Genomic DNA, 18166 nt, shown 5'->3' on the forward strand with positions numbered 1-18166 from the left:
GAGTTGATTTTATGTGCATAAGCCTTAGTGTAGGCATTACCTGCAGTGGCGCGTCAATTACCCCTCCCTGCCACGCTACAGCGTGTCGAGGAAGAGGCTTGCATGTCACTGATAATAATATCAGATCATCTCATGCGTATGGGTGATTGACTGACACCCCTGAGATTCTAAGGTATACCTAAAATCTCGTGTTCTATGCTCTAAGTTATTTGCAGCATTAAGATCAGCATTCACCTCATAACCACAAATTTCACAATGGAATTTGAGGCTGTGTCGATTGTTCCTGCTAATATGATTACAGCGGAAACATGTCTGGGAAGTAAATGCAGGATCTACATATTCGGTAATAATTCCAGCTAATTTCGCTTTATACGCTACAAATGATTGCAGTTGTCTGAAAGCCCAACTGCTGTGATGGTACCGATGTTTCTTTGATATATTGTGTTCAGTTCGTGTTCTTATACCAGTCAGATCTTCAAACCCGATTACTGAAACATTGTTCTCTGCTGCAAATTTAACAATAGCTTTAGATATGCAATGGTTTACATCTTTCATTAGACGTTTCTCTTTACCAGCTAATTGTTTCATCACACTTTTAGCCGATGAAGTTCCCTTAGACTGTAACCTTGCTCTCATGTTCTTGTAGATATTTCTCTGGTTCTTAATCTCTCCACCAGCAAAAAACTTACATTTTTTATCGGTGGTAGATGCAACAGCCAGATAGTTCATACCAACATCAATTCCCATGAATGTAGAAGCATCTTCAATTCGTTTATCGGGTATTTCTTGAGATACGGTCAGATGGAAGTAATATGATCCATCATCATGTTTGACTACTTTCGATGCTCCAAACTTCCAGGGAGACTTAAATAACTGCATTGCATAAGGGTAATTAACAAGTTGGTAGGTCTTCCTTCCACTGCTAAAAGTAGTTATACTAACTGAGTTTTCAGTTATAGTATAATCTCTCTTATACGACAATATCATCGATGTAGGAGAATATACTATCTTTTGCCAATAACTCAAACCTTGTTTAGCAAGTTCTACAATTGTTTTATAGGTACCAGCTACTTGTCTGGGTATATTACAACTAACCTGAGATTTCAAACCAAGTTCTTCTCTTAAGTGGTTATAAACTAAAGGTTGCAACTTCCTGGCAGGTATTACTTTCTCATTATCAAAAACAATTTCAGAAACGTAGTTCATACCTTGTGCATATTTCTTTATGGTTTCTACTAGATCAAAATCAGGATCAACTATTTTCAGTTGGATAGTTCTAGTAGATTCCATGCATAGTAATTCACACGCAAGTATTTATAGATAACATGTGAATAGTTAGTTGTAATCGGTTAATATGCACGGCATTCATCCCCCAGCTTTCGCAAGGGGACTCCTGCCTGTAGATGTTGAAGAGCCAGATAACATAACTGCAGGGATCATTAACAGATCATCACCAACTGCAAAATTGGGTTTCGAGATCATCACTACCTTTTCTCTTTCATGTTTTGCCCAGGAGCCAGTATTCTCATAACCAATAGACCTTTCATTGTAACGATTTTCTATTACCCTTAACTGTCTGTCAAAAGACTCTGTATCCATTTCGCTGGTGGAAGAATTCCATACCTGCATATCAACATTGATGGAACTGGTGCCTGTAACAGCTGCAGTGCTTTCATGAAGCTTTATTTCCACTGACTGAGAAGGTGAACTGCCGAATGCAACCTTATTGATGTTCGAAGTCAGCACGGTAAAACTTTGCTTTATGTTCTCTGTATGTTGGGCTTCCTGCATATATCTCACCAGAGAAAAACCGGCAGTGACTATGATAGATATTGCAAGAAGCATTATTCCCATGATGATACTGAAGTCAACGATCTCTGAAAATGCTTCCTCAGCAATCTTTAAACCATCCAGAGTATTTTTGGAGCTCATATCACCTTATCTCCAAAGTCCTGTTAATTGGACCATAGGCCATATAGTGTGTGCCAGCTTCGCTGAAAACAGTGCTCTCAATAACTCTCATGTTTTGCGCACTGTAGGGTATCATTACCTTTGTTTCTTCCTTGTCCCTGGATTGCAGCACGATCTCATGACTGCTATCAACTATGCTTACAGAATAATGCTCTCCTGCTATTTTATCAGGAAGATTGAGATCATATTCCATCAAGTCTATGTATGCTCCGGAATTATTCATAACAGCTACCAGAGTATCTATGCTGGAGATATGCATCGAAATATCATTTCCATGGATTTCGAACTCGCTTCTCATAACAGTCTGTTCTGCTTTGTCCATGAGCGTGTAGAAAGCAGTAAGCACAGTAACAAGCGCCACAACACTTATAACAAAAGTAAGGATGAAACCAATAGAAATAGAAACCGCAGTCTCATCTTTAAGAAGTTTCATGTTCTACCTCCAGGAACAGGTATGGGATATGAAATGAACATTTCTTTATCAAAGGACACTACAGTAATATTTGCAAGCACTACTGCATGCCTTGCGATATTAAATGAATGACCATCGGCAAGGTTTCCTGCTATACTGAACATACCTTCGCCTGCTGTACCATTGATCACATTTATCTGGTAATTGTGAGAATAAGTCAGGTCATTAAAATGGAAATTAAAGTAGCTTGTCCCGTTGATATAGTTTCCTGTGACATTCAGATAAGTGTAACCTGATGCAGAGGTGGCGGTACTCAGTGTGGAATTACTGTCCATGACCTTCACGTTCACATTGCCTCTGGAATCATAGATGTCCATAGCCCAGAGCATATTGCCACTGGTTTCGACAGCTTCAATGCGTAAACAACTGGAATTATTAAAAAGGGTTCCAGCATCTGGTATTTCCAGCATGAAGGTATCTGTCAAGTTCACATTGCTTATCAATGTCCAGTTAGCCACACCATTTACCATGCCATTTTTTGAGAAATGGGACTCAATAAGCGAACTATTTTCTATTGTCAGACTTGTTCCAGAAAAAGCAAACATCTTAACTAATTGGTTCTCGTATGATGAAATATAATTTATGAACTCATTACTATCAAAAGTACCGGAATTCATTGCACTCTTATAGGAATCCTCATAAGCCTGCGAAGTTAATGCAAGTAGATTCCCTATCTCAAAAGAACTAGTTTCGATACTGGAATCAGATGCCATGTTGCTTGCATATATGACATTATTGAGCATGACGGTGAATACGACGATACCCACGCCTATAGCAAAACCAGCAATAAGTAACATCTGTGCTGAATCATCATCTGCTCTCATTGCTTTTTCTCCTGTTATCACATTCTCCAGAAGGTCAGCCTTACATCAACGATGTTATAAAAATCAGAAGATAGGGATGTGTCAGGTATACCGGTGTTTGCCAGGAAAGCAACAGGTTCAGAGATGTAGTGGTCAGAGAGAAGCACTTTTCTGGAAACTGAAACTGCGTTGTCGGAGGGATCACCATTGTATATATATGCTTTTCCTCGGGGAAGGCCGGAGCTATCTATACACATAAATAGAACATTGTGTGCGATCCCGCGGGGAACTGCAATGTCTCTAAGCATCTTTGCAGTGGAGCTATTCAAACGATCATATTCCATGGCATTGACTGAACAATATGCAGCACCGTTCCAGGAAAAATCCTGGCCGTTCCAGGAAACAATATCCTGCTTAAGAGGTGAAATATATCCGTAAGAACCACGGTCCAGTACATTGAGCATGTCCTGCCCCATGGTTTGCATCTGGACTTCAATGTGGGCATTGGCCGTTGATGATGTAAGAGGTGTAAGGGATGTGGCCTGAACAGTAAACACAATTACTGAAACCATTATCATAGTCGCAGTAACTGCTTCCAGAGTGTGTATTTGGCCAAACGGGTCTTTATCAAGATCATAGTTGCCATTGGACCGAACCATTTCACCACACTCTGAACGACAGGATAGCAGTCTGCGTGTTACCGCTGCTATCCTCTAATAAGACTATTCTTTTGGTCTGCCCTATGCTTCCCACTTGTGGAAGAGTTCTTCCCGCACATGAGATGATCGTTGTGCTATTTTCCAAGAAAACGTTAAGATCGTAGCAGAAAAAAGTGCCATTGAGCCCCAGCGAGTTTTGAGTACTTATATAGTTTGTATCGAGTTGTCTGAAGAGATCCGCCATAAGACTACCAGACACCATGTTGGATGTATGGGATCACCTGTGCTAATCCTATCTTCTACAACAGTTGTAGCTACTCTATCAGCTATCATAGTTACTTCATCTGAACTTGATTCAAATGGTGTGAATAGTCCATTGGTATATTGGAAAACAAACACGAGAGATAACAAGAATATTGTAATGCCTACAAGATAATCTACTGTTATCTGCCCATTATTATCCATAAGAAAAATCTATATTTATAACTTATATAAACTTCACATAAACATTTTTTAGATTAAGTGGGCTGAATCCATAATTCGGAATATTAAAATGCAGTTGGGTCATAGTGTATTCAAGATGGAACGAGAGATCAAGATAATCCATACTGCAGACACTCATATAGGCTACAGGCAATACCACAGTGATGTACGCAGGAAGGATTTCCTGCAGGCGTTTTCAAATGTCATCGATGGTGCCATTGAAATGAAGGCAGATGCTGTTGTACATGCCGGGGACCTTTTCGATTCAAGGACCCCTTCACTGGAAGATATCCTGGACACCATGAAACTTTTTTCCCGGCTCAAAGAAGCAGATATCCCGCTTCTGGCTATTGTAGGGAATCATGAAAGCAAACAAAGTACACAGTGGCTTGATCTTTTTGAAAGCATGGGACTTGCAACAAGGTTAGGGGCTACTCCATATATGCTTGAAAACATAGCTTTCTATGGAATTGACAGTGTTCCCAAATCCAAGATACCACTTTTCGATTTTTCGGTCTTTGAAGAACCTCTGGAGTCTTCATGTAATGTGCTTGTGATGCACCAGCTTATGAGTCCCATTACCATTGGTGAGTGGGACTGTGCTTCAGTGTTAGGATCTGTGCCTTTCCATGTGGATGTGCTGCTGCTGGGAGATTATCACAAGTATGAGAAGATCACTGTAGGTGATACCTGGGTGACATATTGCGGCAGCACTGAGCGTAACAGTCTTGCAGAAGAAGAGAATCGGTCTTATAACATCATAACTGTTTCAGAAAATGATATTGATATCAGCAGGAGGACTATACTTACGCGGGAATTCCTTAAGATACCAGTGACAATCAGGGACCCTGCAAGGATATATGAAGACGTGCTCTCTGCTGTGAAGGAACAGGATGTAGCAGGTAAAGTAGTCTTCGTGGAGATTAATGGAGATACAGATGTATCTATTTCCCATGCTGAAATAGAAGAGATGCTGCTTTCCCGAAATGTATTGATTCCTGGTGTGAGGGACTTAAGGAAAGTCGCTGCAGATGGACTTGAACTTTCTGTTTCTATATCCTTCTATGATCCGGACGAGGCGATAAAAAACGAGATAAGGAATATGCATCTTTCGGAAGGTGGCCTGCTGGTGGATGAGATCGTAAGGGATCTGTCTCTTCCTAAAACCAAGGTTAGCGATGAGGCAGAGAACCGTCTTGGTAATCTTTTGGATAGTATGGACTTTTCAAACCCAAGACCTATAGTACCTGTTCATGAAAAAGTGTCGTCTCATTCACCTGGAACAGAGAATGGTCCCAATCTTTCCTCGCCTCCTGAAGCAGAGATCCCGGAGCCTGAAAAAGAGAGTTATAGAATAGTATCAGAAAAACAAAAAGAAAAGCATGATGATAACAAACAAAAAGCACCTGCTCATGCAAAGCCGAAACAGTACAATCTGGGTGATTACTTTTGATGCTTAAGCACCTGAAAGTAGAGAATATCCGCAGTTACCAAGATCTTGAGATCCATTTCAAAGAAGGTGTAACTGTGATCTCAGGAGTTAATGGCAGTGGCAAATCCAGTTTATTGGAAGCCTGCTTTACAGGTCTTTTTGGAAGCAAAACTCTCCAAAAAGATTTTACTATTGCGGATATTGTGCGCAAGGGGGCTACAAAAGCTTCTACTGTGTTGGAGTTTGAACAGAAAGGTAACATCTATTCTATGGAACAGTTCTTCCGCAATGACCCGGAATCTGGAAGAGCCTCTAATACACGTTCAGTGCTTAAGGTCAACGGACAGATCTTTACAGATCAGGCAAAGAGGACTTATGATAGCATCCTTTCTCTGTTGAGAATGGATGAAGAGGCTTTCAGGAACTGTGTTTACATAAGACAGGGGGAAATAGATGTACTTATTAACGCAAAATCGACAGACAGGCAGAAGATGATCGATGATCTCCTACAGATCGGAAAACTTGAGGACTATAGAGAGCGTGCTGGAAATGCCAGGATAGGAGTGGGGAGGCATCAGCGTGATGCAGAAAGACGCATAAAGGAAGTAAAGAGCGAGGCTGTGGAGATCGAAGGTAGAGATCCTGTTGGGAATTTGAACCGCTTGCTGACCGAAGCTGCACAAATTAAAGAAAAACACGTGTCAGTTAGTGAAATAAGGGATAAGACAAGATCAGGAATCGAAGAGAGGCGTTCAAAGCTTGGAGAATATGAACAACTTGCAATCCAAAAACAGTCAATTGGTGCCCAGATACTGGGCTTCAATAGCAAGAATACAGAGCTATTTGAAATTATTAAAAATAGTACTTCTTCTATCCGGTCACTGCTCCTACATGTAAATGAACTTAAGCAAAGTGTTTCCAGTATCAAGGGACAAATGGGGTGGAATGGGGATGTGGAGCAAATGCTTGCACATGCTGAAGAGCAGGAGCGGGGACAAAGAGATAAACTTAATGAGTCCAGGCAAAAAAAAGCCTTGCATGAGCAGAACATCGAAAATGCATCCAGGACCTTACAGCAGCTTTCTGATCAGATCAAAGACATAAACCAATCGATTGAAAGTAATGTGAAAAAAAAGGATGAAACAACGATACAAATTGAAAAATTAGAATCTTCTCTCAAAGATAGACAGACAGAAAAACTATCCCTCGCTGGTGAAATAGAAGCTCTGGGGTTTACCGCTAAGAAACTATCAGGGCTTGAGGACATAGCGGAACTCGTACAAACACAACAAAAGAGTTTGCATGGGGATAAAATGAAATTGTTCACCCGCAGAGAAGAGATATTGAAGCAAATAGAGAAAAGCAAAGACCTTATGAGCAAGGGCAAGTGCCCTACCTGCGGTCAGGAACTGCATGGTTCTACAATGCATGAAACAATTCAGTCTGATGAGGAACATTTGTCTTCATTGGCAAAAGACCTGGCTGCTATCAGTAAGAAAGAAGAAGATTTCGTCCTGAAGATGGAACAAATAAAGCAGGTAAAAGCAGTTTCTAAAAAGATTGAAGATTGTGATAACCATATCAACTCATTTAATGAGAGAATATATCTTTTACAAAAAATACGTGAAGACCATGTTTCCAGAATGGAAGAAGATGCTAAAAGATTGAATGAGGCGATTTCCCGCAGGCAAGAAATGGAAGATACAATTGTCCAACTGAAAGATAAGGAACAATTGCTGCAAGAAGTTCTTGTTTTTGAAACAAAAAAGCATGCTGAAGCTATTGAAAAATTAAATATTGCTAAAAAAGCACAACAAAATCTTATTGAAAGTGAAGCTAAGGGAAAGGATATAGAGAATCTGGAAGAGCGGATACGCAGTGACCAGGAAAAAATAGGACTTCTGCAACAGCAGATAAAGGATAGTAAGCAACGTTTATCCGAGATTGATGAAAAGATGGGGGGAATAGATGCCCAATCACTGCAAGACAATCTCCAAAAATATGAGATCGCTCTTAAGAATATTGAAGTTGAGATAAAGAAATTAGAAGAGCAAAGAGCTGAACTGATGAAGCAAATAGGAATGACTGAAAAGGAAATCGAAAGGCTTTCTCATCTTCAGAATCAGTTACGCTCTCTACAGCACCGGTCAGATTTCCTTGGAGCCGTGTACAGAGATGCAGAAGAGCTTGAAAGTATGTATATACGCATCAGAGCTGAGTTGCGATCCCGCAATGTGGGGGCTCTTGATGCCCTTATAAATGAGATATTTGCATTTATGTATTCGAATAATGCATATTCACATGTGCAGCTCGATCCGGAATATAATTTGACAATTTATGGGAAAGATGGTACTCCTCTGGAACCAAAGTTGCTTAGCGGTGGAGAAAGAGCTATCTTCAACCTTGTATTACGATGCGCTATCTATAGACTATTGTCCATGGCAATAGGCGGACCTGCAAAAGGTTCAAGTCTGCCCCCTTTAATAATGGACGAGCCGACAGTATTTCTGGACAGAGGGCACGTACAGCAGCTCATAAAGCTCATCGACCTTATGAGAGATTTCGGTGTGGGGCAGATAATCATTGTCTCACATGATGAGTCGCTTATTGATTCTGCGGATCATTTATTCTATGTGGAGAAAGATCCTATCACAAACACTTCCTCAATAACAGCGCGCTGAGCGAGAGAATATATATACATATTTATATAAAGGGACCATAAGTTATATTATACTTTATCATATAATTCGCCACAGAAGGGATAGAATGGTCTTGCGAGGTATCACATGAATGGTGAGAACAGGGATTTCATCATTGACAGGCTTGAAAGGAAACTTCGGGAAAAAGAAACGGAAATAGATGAGATCAAAAAGTCTCTCCGGGATTCCATCCTGATGGAGCTGCGCAGTGAATTTAAAAATGATCTTGATATCAATAACCGTCTTTCAAAAGCTGAGAACAGGATACAGGAACTGGCAAATAATCTCAATGGGATAATGGATGAGCTGTTAGATCAAAAGTCATTGATCCGTTCATTCAAAAAGTCGGCATTTGAGAGGAGAGAACAAGATGTTCCCACACCTGTACACCCTTCTGTACCTGTCCCTCCAAGGGAGACACCAGCGATAAAAGAACCAGAAGCAAGAATATTCCGGGATGAGAATAAAAGAGTAGCACCACAAACTGAAATTCCAAGACCTCCTCAGTCACCTGTCAAAACTCCATCCTTTTCCATCAGGCCGACTGATCTACCGCGGGGACCAATAGGGCAGACAGCCTCAGTGAGCCAGCGCTTTAACATAAGGGATGCACAGCCAGAACCTGCTCCAGTGAAAAAACAGGAGATCGAGCAAAGAAAAACGGAGTACATTATTGCAGAAAACGATGATGCACGCGGTTCCAGAAGGAAAGAGAGAAACGCTCCTCAGGCTTCCAGCTGTGAGTTTATCGTTGCCAAGGACAATGTTTCCAGAAAGAGATCAGATACGGACTACGAAAGCGTAGAGACACGTGATGATGAAGATGCGGTCGTAACTGTCACCCGCAGGAAATGACCACCTTTCATAGAAAGTATTTGAGCACAGAGGGGTCCACTTGTACATAAAGGAAATAGAGTTCATTAATTTCAAGTCCTTCGGAAAAAAGGTAAAGATACCGTTCTATGATGATTTCACCACTATCTCGGGACCAAATGGCAGTGGTAAATCCAATATAATTGACGGTATACTTTTTGTGCTGGGTCTTTCCAGTTCGCGCACCATGAGGGCCGAGAAACTTACGGACCTCATATACAATGGCGATAAGGCCAAAAAACCTGATTTTGCGCAGGTGACCATCAAGTTCGATAACACAGATAGAGAAATGCCTGTGGATACCGAAGAAGTTGTTATCACCAGAAAAATAAGGGAAACTGATACGGGCTATTACAGTTATTTCTACTTCAATGGCAAAGCTGTGAGCCTTACAGATGTGCATAATTATCTTGCAAAAGCAAGGGTGACACCTGAGGGTTATAATGTGGTAATGCAGGGTGATGTAACCCGCATAATCACCATGACCCCAGTTGAAAGACGCAAGATCATCGATGAGATAGCGGGAGTTGCCGAGTTTGACAACAAAAAGGACAGAGCTCTCAGTGAGCTCGAGATCGTTCGGGAAAGGGTTGAAAGAGTCGACATTATTCTGGAAGAAGTTGCTGCTCAGCTAGAAAAACTGAAAGGTGAAAGAGATCAGGCACTCAAATATCAGGCATTGAAAGGGGAAAAGGTACAATTTGAGGGCTTCATGATTCTTGCAAGACTCAAGGATGCAAGAAAAGAGCTTGTATCAATTGATAATGACATGGGGTCACGAAAATCTTCCATGAAAGAACTAGAAGCAACCCTTGAAGAAAGACGCCAGCTTATGGAAGAGTTGGAAAGATCGCTGGAAGACCTCACGCTCCAGATACAGCGTATGGGAGAGGATGAACAGATCCAGATAAAGAAAGATATCGAGTCTACCAGGGGCGAGATATCACGATGCAAGGACAGCATTCAACTTGCTGACAGAGAACTTGCAGATGTCGATTCCAGACGCAGGAAAGCTTTTGTGGATATCGATGAGATCAAAGGCAAAGTAACTGAGCTGGATACCAAAATATCTGAAGAAAAAGTGCGTCTTGAAAGTACCAAATCCGAGCATTCAGAAAAGCGGACCCAGAGAATGATCCTGCAAAGCCGGATAGCTGATGTGGATGCTAAATTTGCCAAGACCCGGGATGACCTGACCCAGCTTAAAAACGGCCTGGAAAGCACAAGGAATGAGAAGAATGAACTCATGCGCCAGGAAGACCGCCTGCTGGATGCCCTGAGGCGCAAATCGGCGGAGGTGCGGGACATTGAGAGCGAGATGGAGGATGCCCGTTCTAAAGCCGCTTCTTCTGACAGTGATATAAGTTCTGTGAAATATGATCTTGATAAGCTCAACGAGAAAATAAATTCACTCACAAAGGACATAGACGACCTGGAAAGCAACCGCGCTCAACTTAAAGGTGTGATAAAGGATCTAGAGGAATCACTGCGCAAATACCAGGATGATTATGCCCGCATCGAAGCACGGGTTAGGGCTGCAGAGGACCACAGTAAATATTCCAAAGCTGTGGATATGATAATCAATGAAAAGAAACACCACGGACTTCCCGGAATATACGGTACTATCGCAGAGCTTGGAAGTGTGGACCAGAAGTATGCAACTGCTCTTGGCATAGCTGCTGGTGGAAAAATGCAGGCAGTAGTAGTGGATACTGATGAAGATGCTGCTAGGGCAATCGATTTTCTCAAACGCAGACAGGCTGGCCGAGCTACATTCCTTCCCCTTAACAAGATGGAAGAGCGCAGACCATACAAAAGTCTCAGTGACAGAAATGGGGTAATTGGCTATGCGATAGACCTTGTGGACTTTGAACCGAGGTTCGAGCCTGCTTTCTGGTATGTTTTCAGAGACACTCTTGTGGTAGATACATTGCAGAACGCCCGCAGACTCATGGGTGGCTTAAGAATGGTAACGCTTGAAGGCGAACTTATCGAAAAGAGCGGTGCTATGGTAGGAGGTTCGGCGCAGAATTCTGGTCTTTCCTTTGCTGCCTCAGAGAAAGACAAGTTGATAAAGGTCGCAGAGAAGATCACTGAGTTTGATTCAAGGCGCAGTGCATCCATTAAGAAACTGGATGCTGTTGAAGGGCATATTGCTGATGTGAACCGGGAAATAAATGAGCATGACAAAGAAATATCCCGTAAACAAATGCAGGTTGAGGAGATTGCTGGTAGAGGAGAGCGTTTAGCACAGTTGCTGGAAGTAAAGAATGGAGAACTTAATGAGATCGAAGAATCCCGAAAGCAACTGAGAAATGAGATGGAGGCTGTAACTGCTCAGAAGAAAGAAAAGGATGAATATGCTGGTTCACTTGAAGAAAAGATAGATGAACTGGAGGGTGAGCTTGCCGGATCTGAAGTGCCTGAGCTGAACAGACAAGCTGAGGGCATTGACGAGGAGATGAGACGTCTGGAAGGACGTATTCGTGATGTTGAAGCGCAGATAAATGCCCTTAACCTTGACAGGGAATATGCTATCGGCAAGATTGAAGAGAACCGGGAGCTAATAAAGTCCTTGGATGAAAAGAAAGCCAGCCACAGGCAGCGGGTAGACGAACTCACAGCCAAGATAAAGGAGCTTGAGATTGTGCTTACCGAGAAGCAAGCTCGTGAGTCAGAGCTTGTTAAAGAGTTAAAGGATATGCAACAGCAGCGTCTTGGCATGCAGAACGAGTATGCTCTCTCCAAAAAACAGTTCGAGTCAGCAAGAACAAGATTTGAGGAGAGCAGTAGGCAATTAATGGCAATAGAAGCTACTCAGGCAGTTCTGGTGGAACAGGTAACCGAACTGTCTTCAGAACTTTTACGGAGAGGCATCGAAGAGACAGATGATGTTCCTGGTTCTGAGGCTGTACGTATTAGGATAGCCTCCATTGAAAAAGCAATGGAACGTCTCGAGCCTGTCAACATGAGGGCTATAGATGAATTCAATGAAGTGGGGGCAAGATTGGAGGACCTCAGGTCAAGAAGGGACACTCTGTTCAATGAAAGGGAACAGATCCTGGAGAGGATCAAGCAGTATGAAGTGCTCAAAAAAGATGCTTTTATGGAAACGTATAATGGGATCAATACGGCCTTCCAGGAAATCTTCAATGAACTTTCGGATGGTATTGGAGAGCTTGTACTGGATGACCCGGCGGAACCGTTCAACGGAGGCCTGACCCTGAGGGCTCAGCCCAAGGAAAAAACTTTGCAACGCCTTGAAGCTATGTCAGGCGGGGAAAAAAGTCTTACTGCATTATCATTTGTGTTCTCCATTCAGAAATACAGGCCGGCACCATTCTATGCTTTTGATGAGATAGACATGTTCCTGGATGGTGCAAATGCAGCCAGGGTAGCCGAGAGGGTCAAAAAGTCTGTGGAAAATGCCCAGTTCATTGTTGTATCATTGAGAAAACCAATGATCGAAGCAGCTTCAAGGACTATAGGGGTAGCAATGCAGGAAAACAATATTACGAGTATAACAGGTGTGAAGTTCAGATGACTGGTATTATAGAGGAATTTGATACACCTCCTATTGTTGAACCTCTTGCAGAGAACTGTACTTTGCTACCCGGAGCCATAGACCCCGAATTCCTGGAAACACTGCGTGCTCTGGGAGTAGATGAGAACCTGCTTGAATTTTCTGATGATGTGATGAACGAACCTGTGGAAATATTGGTAAACCTTGCCAAAAGTGGAGAAATAGATCCATGGGATATTGATATTGTCAGTGTCACCGACAAATTCCTTGCACGGATAGAAGACATTGAGATGATGGACCTGCGCATTTCGGGAAGGACACTGCTTTATGCTTCCATACTCTTACGTATGAAATCTAACTGGGTGGATATGGATGAGCAGGAAGAAGATGACATATTCGACGACGGAATAGACTTCTTTGAAGTTGATGATTATCCTGTGCCCAAGTTGCCTGTGAGAAGGATTGCCACAAGGCCTGTGACACTGCAGGAACTTATAGCTGAACTGAAGAAAGCCGAAAGAGTCGAACACAGGAAAAAGGAAAAAAAACTGCTTCGCAAACTTGAAGAAAGAGTTGCAATAACCACTGATGAGGTTCTGGGTATAGCCCATGAAGAGGACATTCTGGGACGTGTTGCCAGACTTAACCATGTGCTAGATTCTGTTTTTGAAGAGCATGAGTCTGTTGTGTTCTCAGAATTGATGGGTGAAGATAGGTCAGAGAATATCATGACCTATGTTTCCCTGCTTTTCCTTGCTACTGAGAAGAAGATATGGCTTCAGCAGGAAGAATTGTTTGGGGAGCTGTTCATATATCCCTCTAATATTTCTGATGATGGACCCAGAGAGGTTATGACTGGTAATGAACGAGAAGGAAACTATTGAAGCAGCACTTTTTGCTGCCGGTGGGGCACTGGATGCCCATACACTGGGCAAGATCATAGGCAAGCCTGTAAACAAAGCTGTTGCAGTAGTTGAAGCACTCATGAAAGAATACTCAGCGAGGGAATCTGGCATAGAAATAATAGATCTGGGACAGCGTTACGTGATGCAGGTGAAACCCATGTTCACAGACCTTGTTAGGCCGGTAGCTCCCAAGGAACTGAGCGCACCTATGTTGCGTACTCTTGCAATGATAGCGTATCATCAGCCTGTTGTGCAGTCTGATCTGGTGGATATGAGGGGTAACACTGTATATGATCACATAAAAGAACTTATAGGCCGTGGTCTTATCATGTCTTTGCCTTACGGCAGAACGAAAAAACTGCAGACTACTTCACTTTTTGCCGACTATTTCGGGCTGAGTTCCAATGATCCTGAAGCCATTAGACTGAAAATTGTTGAACTTTCCCGCCAGCAGAGCGGTGATCAGGGGCTCAATAAGTGGCTTGGGTGCAAGGTTGTGGCATTCACTCCTATGTATCAATCCCTGGCAATATTGTGTGGCGTAGAGGATTATAAAGTGATCAATGCCTATGATCCCACAGAGGAAGAAATAGAGGAACTTGCAGATGTTTCCAAACTGGTAATATCCAAAGGATATCTGGAAAAAGTGAGTAGGTACTATGACGGTGAGATCATCGAGGTCAGTTCCACTACTTTTGATGATCTTATTGAAGCAGTGAAAGCTTTGGAAAATGTAGGTAATCAGCAGAAAATAGGACTTACTCTCTTAAATCTGCAGGAACTTAAGGAAAGGTATGTTTCAAAGGCGCTTCTGATTGACAGAAAAGTCAAACCTGCAACTGATATGGTGGCCAGGATCGTGAACGACCTGAGACTTGGAGTATCAGCAGAAGGTGTGGTTATAGCTCCTGATTATGGCCTCTCGAGCAGCAATATACACGTGAGTGAAGGAGCTAACATACTTATACCAACCCATGGTAGTTCAGAAGCTGACCTCATCGAAAGGGTTTGCAGAAAATATGATGCTATAATAGATGGATTGAAAACTCAGGAAAAAGATGCTTCTGATTAGCTTCATTTAATTAGATCTCATCTCACAAAACACAACTTTTATTTTTACACCCGGTGAGTTTAAATACCTATATAAATATCAAGCTATAGCTCTATATAAAGGATTACAGATACAAAACATGCTTTTAATACTGAGGATTTTCAATGACCGATTATAATATTAAGATCGAGAATGTGGTTGCTTCTACAAAACTTGCTGATGAATTTGATTTAACCAAGATAGAGGCGGAATTCGAAGGTGCTGAGTATAATAAACAGAAATTCCCTGGTCTGGTATACCGGGTCTCTGAACCAAAGGCTGCATTCCTGGTCTTCACCTCTGGAAAGGTTGTATGTACCGGTGCCAAGAATGTGGCTGATGTTCATACAGTAATAAGCAACATGGCCAAGAAGCTCAATGAAATTGGTATAAAGACCATAAAGGAACCTGAGATCACCGTACAGAATATTGTAGCATCTGCAGATCTTCACGCTGTCCTTAACCTTAATGCAATAGCTATAGGTCTTGGTCTTGAGAATATAGAATACGAGCCTGAGCAGTTCCCCGGACTTGTATACCGTATAGATAAACCAAAAGTGGTTGTTCTTATTTTCAGTTCCGGAAAGCTTGTGGTAACTGGCGGGAAAACACCTGAGAACTGTGCGGAAGGTGTTGAAGTAGTGAAGCAGCAGCTTGATAGTATGGGACTTCTCTAAAGGGTAGCATCTTGCAGGAAAAAGACGTCTGTATACTGATTCCTACACTTAACGAAGGAGCCACTATAGCTCAGCTAATAAGGGATTTCAGATATGAAGGTTTCAATAACATAGTTGTCATAGACGGACATAGTACCGACAATACACAGGAACTTGCAGAAACTGAAGCTGCCCGGGTGATCGTACAGAAGGGAAAAGGGAAAGGCCAGGCTGTCCAACAAGCCTTTGAAACGCTAGATGCTGAGTATCTCGTAATGCTGGATGGGGACGGTACTTATCTTGCCTCGGATATTCATGCAATGCTGGCTCCTCTGTTAGAGGGCCGGGCAGATCATGTGATAGGGAACAGGCTCGCTGACTTCGAAAAAGGGGCTTTTCCAGGCCTGAACTTGATAGGGAACAAACTCATTAATACTCTATTCAGTATAGCATACAGGAAAAATCTTACAGATATATTGACCGGATACAGAGCTTTTACAAGAGATGCTTACAAATCTTTTGATCTCAAAGAAATGGGATTTGAAGTTGAGTCCGAAATGACTATACAGAGCATTAAACTTGACCACCTGATAGAAGTAGTACCCATTTCTTATTTTTCCCGCAAGTCTGATGCGGCAACCAAGCTGAATCCTATTAAAGATGGTTTTAGAATAGGTAAAACGATCTATCTTTTAGCCAGGTTCCATAACCCTATGTTCTATTTTGGCATAATTGGCACTATTTTGATCCTTTCAGGTTTTGTAACAGGCACTTACGTAGTTGACCAGTGGTTCAAAGGTATCACACGTATACCTATGACAGTTCTTACTGCTTTGCTTATCATGTCTGGCTTTCAAATATTCGTTCTGGGGATGCTAAGCGATCTTATGGTTTCTATGCATATGGAGATCATGCGCGTGCTGAGACAGAAGGATAAGTCCGGCAAACAATAACCTGCATTAAACCGTTTTTTTCTTTCAAGACTATCATATTTACTTTACAATAAATAAGATCAACTTGATTTACTTTCATGTAGCTTCATTTTGTTTATATACTCAAGGTCACACTTGAGCTCTAGATATTAAAAAAGGCAGCAAGAATGTGAAAAATAGCTGGCAATCTTTATTGGCATAATAATTCATGGAATTAAGTAAAGTCAACTTGATTTAAACAAAAGTTAATTTTTTAAAAAGTCTTATATAAGAGCTGTACTGTGTAGGATATAGTAACCATTGAGGTATCGATCATGACAATAGTAACAGATGCAAAGAATGGAAAGATCACAGAAGAGATGAAGATTGTAGCCAAGGACGAAGGCAAAGATCCTGAGTTCATAAGAAGGGGAATTGCTGCAGGCAGAATAGTTATCCCTATGACTCCCTACAGGAACATTAAGCTTTGTGGTATTGGTGAAGGTCTCAGGACCAAGGTAAATGCATCTATAGGCGCATCATCAGACATTATAGATGAGGAAATGGAAGTAAAGAAAGCAAAAGCAGCAGAAGCAGCTGGTGCTGACACACTGATGGAGCTAGGTACTGGCGGCGACTTCCTTAAAATGAGAAAGCTTGTATGTGATGCAATTTCACTCTCCGTAGGCTCTGTGCCACTCTACCAGGCATTCATTACAGCAGCAAAGAGGGATGGTTCCATTGTCCACATGACAGAGGACGACCTCTGGTATGCAACTGAGGAACAGGCAAAGCTCGGTACAAACTTCATGGCAATTCACACTGGTATCAATAACATTGTTCTTGACAGGTTGAAGGCACACGGCAGATATGGTGGTCTCTGCTCCCGTGGCGGTGCATTCATGAGCACATGGATGCTCCACAACCAGAAGGAAAACCCACTTTACAAAGACTTCGATTACCTTTGTGAGATTCTCAAGGAACACGAAGTCACACTGTCCACAGGTAACGGAATGCGTGCAGGTGCAGTTCACGATGCAACCGACAGGGCACAGGTCCAGGAACTCATTATCAACTCCGAATGCGCAGATAAAGCACACGACAAATACGATCTGCAGGTCATAGTCGAAGGTCCAGGCCACGTACCACTTGACCAGGTAGAAATGAATGTCAAGCTCATGAAGGCAATGAGCAATGGAAAGCCATTCTACATGCTCGGTCCGCTCGTATCTGACATCGGTGCAGGCCGGGATCATATAGTAACAGCAATCGGTGCAGCAACATCCGCAGCAGCTGGCTGTGACTTCCTCTGTTACGTAACACCTGCAGAGCACCTTGCACTTCCAAACCTCCAGGATGTCATTGAAGGTGTCAAGACCTCAAAGATCGCAGCTCACGTCGGTGACATGGTTAAGTATCCGGAAACCGCTCGTGAAGTTGACCTTGCAATGGGCAGAGCACGTGCAAAACTCGACTGGAAGGGGATGTACAATCTGGCACTCGATCCGGAGCTTGCAAAGAGCGTCAGGGACAGTAGAGCACCCGGCGATGAAGATGCATGTACCATGTGCGGTGACTTCTGCGCACTCAAGATTGTCAACCAGAACTACGACCTTTGCAAGTAATGCCCTTTGCATTACTTCTTACCCTCTTTTTTCTATCTTATACTTATTTTAATTTTTTCTTCAA

General features: G+C 42.3%; 16 protein-coding genes. 9 read left to right on the plus strand and 7 right to left on the minus strand.

What is annotated here, in order from left to right; translation table 11 throughout:
• Positions 1-120: 120 nt before the first annotated feature.
• The 7 genes from METHO_RS00305 to METHO_RS14445 form a co-directional block, all read right to left on the minus strand.
• On the minus strand, positions 121-1290 hold the full coding sequence (locus tag METHO_RS00305; RefSeq protein WP_015323526.1) for an RNA-guided endonuclease InsQ/TnpB family protein: 1170 nt from the start codon (positions 1288-1290) through the stop codon (positions 121-123).
• Positions 1291-1365: 75 nt separating this feature from the next.
• Entirely contained in the window at positions 1366-1932 is a 567-nt protein-coding gene (locus tag METHO_RS00310; RefSeq protein ID WP_015323527.1) for a DUF7289 family protein, read from the minus strand.
• 1 nt (position 1933) lies between these two features.
• A complete protein-coding gene (locus METHO_RS00315) occupies positions 1934-2404 on the minus strand; it encodes a DUF7266 family protein (RefSeq protein WP_015323528.1) in 471 nt (156 codons plus the stop codon).
• Positions 2401-3267, minus strand: coding sequence for a hypothetical protein (locus METHO_RS00320; protein WP_015323529.1), 867 nt, complete (start codon positions 3265-3267; stop codon positions 2401-2403). Before METHO_RS00320 ends, METHO_RS00315 begins: the two co-directional genes overlap by 4 nt.
• 17 nt (positions 3268-3284) lie before the next feature.
• Positions 3285-3905, minus strand: a complete 621-nt coding sequence (locus METHO_RS00325) for a DUF7288 family protein (RefSeq protein WP_015323530.1) — start codon at positions 3903-3905, stop codon at positions 3285-3287.
• Position 3906: 1 nt separating this feature from the next.
• Positions 3907-4149 (minus strand): hypothetical protein, encoded by a 243-nt coding sequence (locus METHO_RS14020; protein ID WP_245546295.1) that lies wholly within the window; start codon positions 4147-4149, stop codon positions 3907-3909.
• Positions 4110-4370, minus strand: coding sequence for a DUF7287 family protein (locus tag METHO_RS14445; protein ID WP_449288758.1), 261 nt, complete (start codon positions 4368-4370; stop codon positions 4110-4112). The genes METHO_RS14020 and METHO_RS14445 overlap by 40 nt, the downstream gene beginning before the upstream one ends.
• 115 nt (positions 4371-4485) lie before the next feature.
• On the opposite strand from METHO_RS14445, the gene METHO_RS00335 reads away from it, so the two are divergent.
• The 9 genes from METHO_RS00335 (at position 4486) to thiC (ending at position 18102) form a co-directional block, all read left to right on the plus strand.
• Entirely contained in the window at positions 4486-5841 is a 1356-nt protein-coding gene (locus tag METHO_RS00335; RefSeq protein ID WP_048831177.1) for a metallophosphoesterase family protein, read from the plus strand.
• Positions 5841-8501: an AAA family ATPase gene (locus METHO_RS00340; RefSeq protein ID WP_015323532.1), complete on the plus strand. Its 2661-nt coding sequence runs from the start codon at positions 5841-5843 to the stop codon at positions 8499-8501. Before METHO_RS00335 ends, METHO_RS00340 begins: the two co-directional genes overlap by 1 nt.
• A 105-nt stretch (positions 8502-8606) precedes the next feature.
• On the plus strand, positions 8607-9374 hold the full coding sequence (locus tag METHO_RS00345; protein ID WP_015323533.1) for a hypothetical protein: 768 nt from the start codon (positions 8607-8609) through the stop codon (positions 9372-9374).
• A gap of 40 nt (positions 9375-9414) precedes the next feature.
• The gene (gene smc / locus METHO_RS00350; RefSeq protein ID WP_015323534.1) at positions 9415-12936 is read left to right on the plus strand and encodes a chromosome segregation protein SMC; all 3522 of its coding nucleotides are present in this window, start codon (positions 9415-9417) and stop codon (positions 12934-12936) included.
• A complete protein-coding gene (locus METHO_RS00355) occupies positions 12933-13799 on the plus strand; it encodes a segregation/condensation protein A (RefSeq protein ID WP_015323535.1) in 867 nt (288 codons plus the stop codon). The genes smc and METHO_RS00355 overlap by 4 nt, the downstream gene beginning before the upstream one ends.
• On the plus strand, positions 13777-14892 hold the full coding sequence (gene scpB / locus METHO_RS00360; protein ID WP_015323536.1) for an SMC-Scp complex subunit ScpB: 1116 nt from the start codon (positions 13777-13779) through the stop codon (positions 14890-14892). Before METHO_RS00355 ends, scpB begins: the two co-directional genes overlap by 23 nt.
• Positions 14893-15035: 143 nt before the next feature.
• The gene (locus tag METHO_RS00365) at positions 15036-15587 is read left to right on the plus strand and encodes a TATA-box-binding protein (RefSeq protein ID WP_015323537.1); all 552 of its coding nucleotides are present in this window, start codon (positions 15036-15038) and stop codon (positions 15585-15587) included.
• 11 nt (positions 15588-15598) lie between these two features.
• Positions 15599-16519, plus strand: coding sequence for an S-layer glycoprotein N-glycosyltransferase AglJ (aglJ, locus tag METHO_RS00370; RefSeq protein WP_015323538.1), 921 nt, complete (start codon positions 15599-15601; stop codon positions 16517-16519).
• A 293-nt stretch (positions 16520-16812) separates the two neighbouring features.
• Positions 16813-18102: a phosphomethylpyrimidine synthase ThiC gene (gene thiC / locus METHO_RS00375; RefSeq protein WP_015323539.1), complete on the plus strand. Its 1290-nt coding sequence runs from the start codon at positions 16813-16815 to the stop codon at positions 18100-18102.
• The last annotated feature ends 64 nt before the right edge of the window (positions 18103-18166 follow it).

This window comes from Methanomethylovorans hollandica DSM 15978 (genome assembly GCF_000328665.1).
In the GTDB taxonomy this organism is placed as follows: domain Archaea; phylum Halobacteriota; class Methanosarcinia; order Methanosarcinales; family Methanosarcinaceae; genus Methanomethylovorans; species Methanomethylovorans hollandica.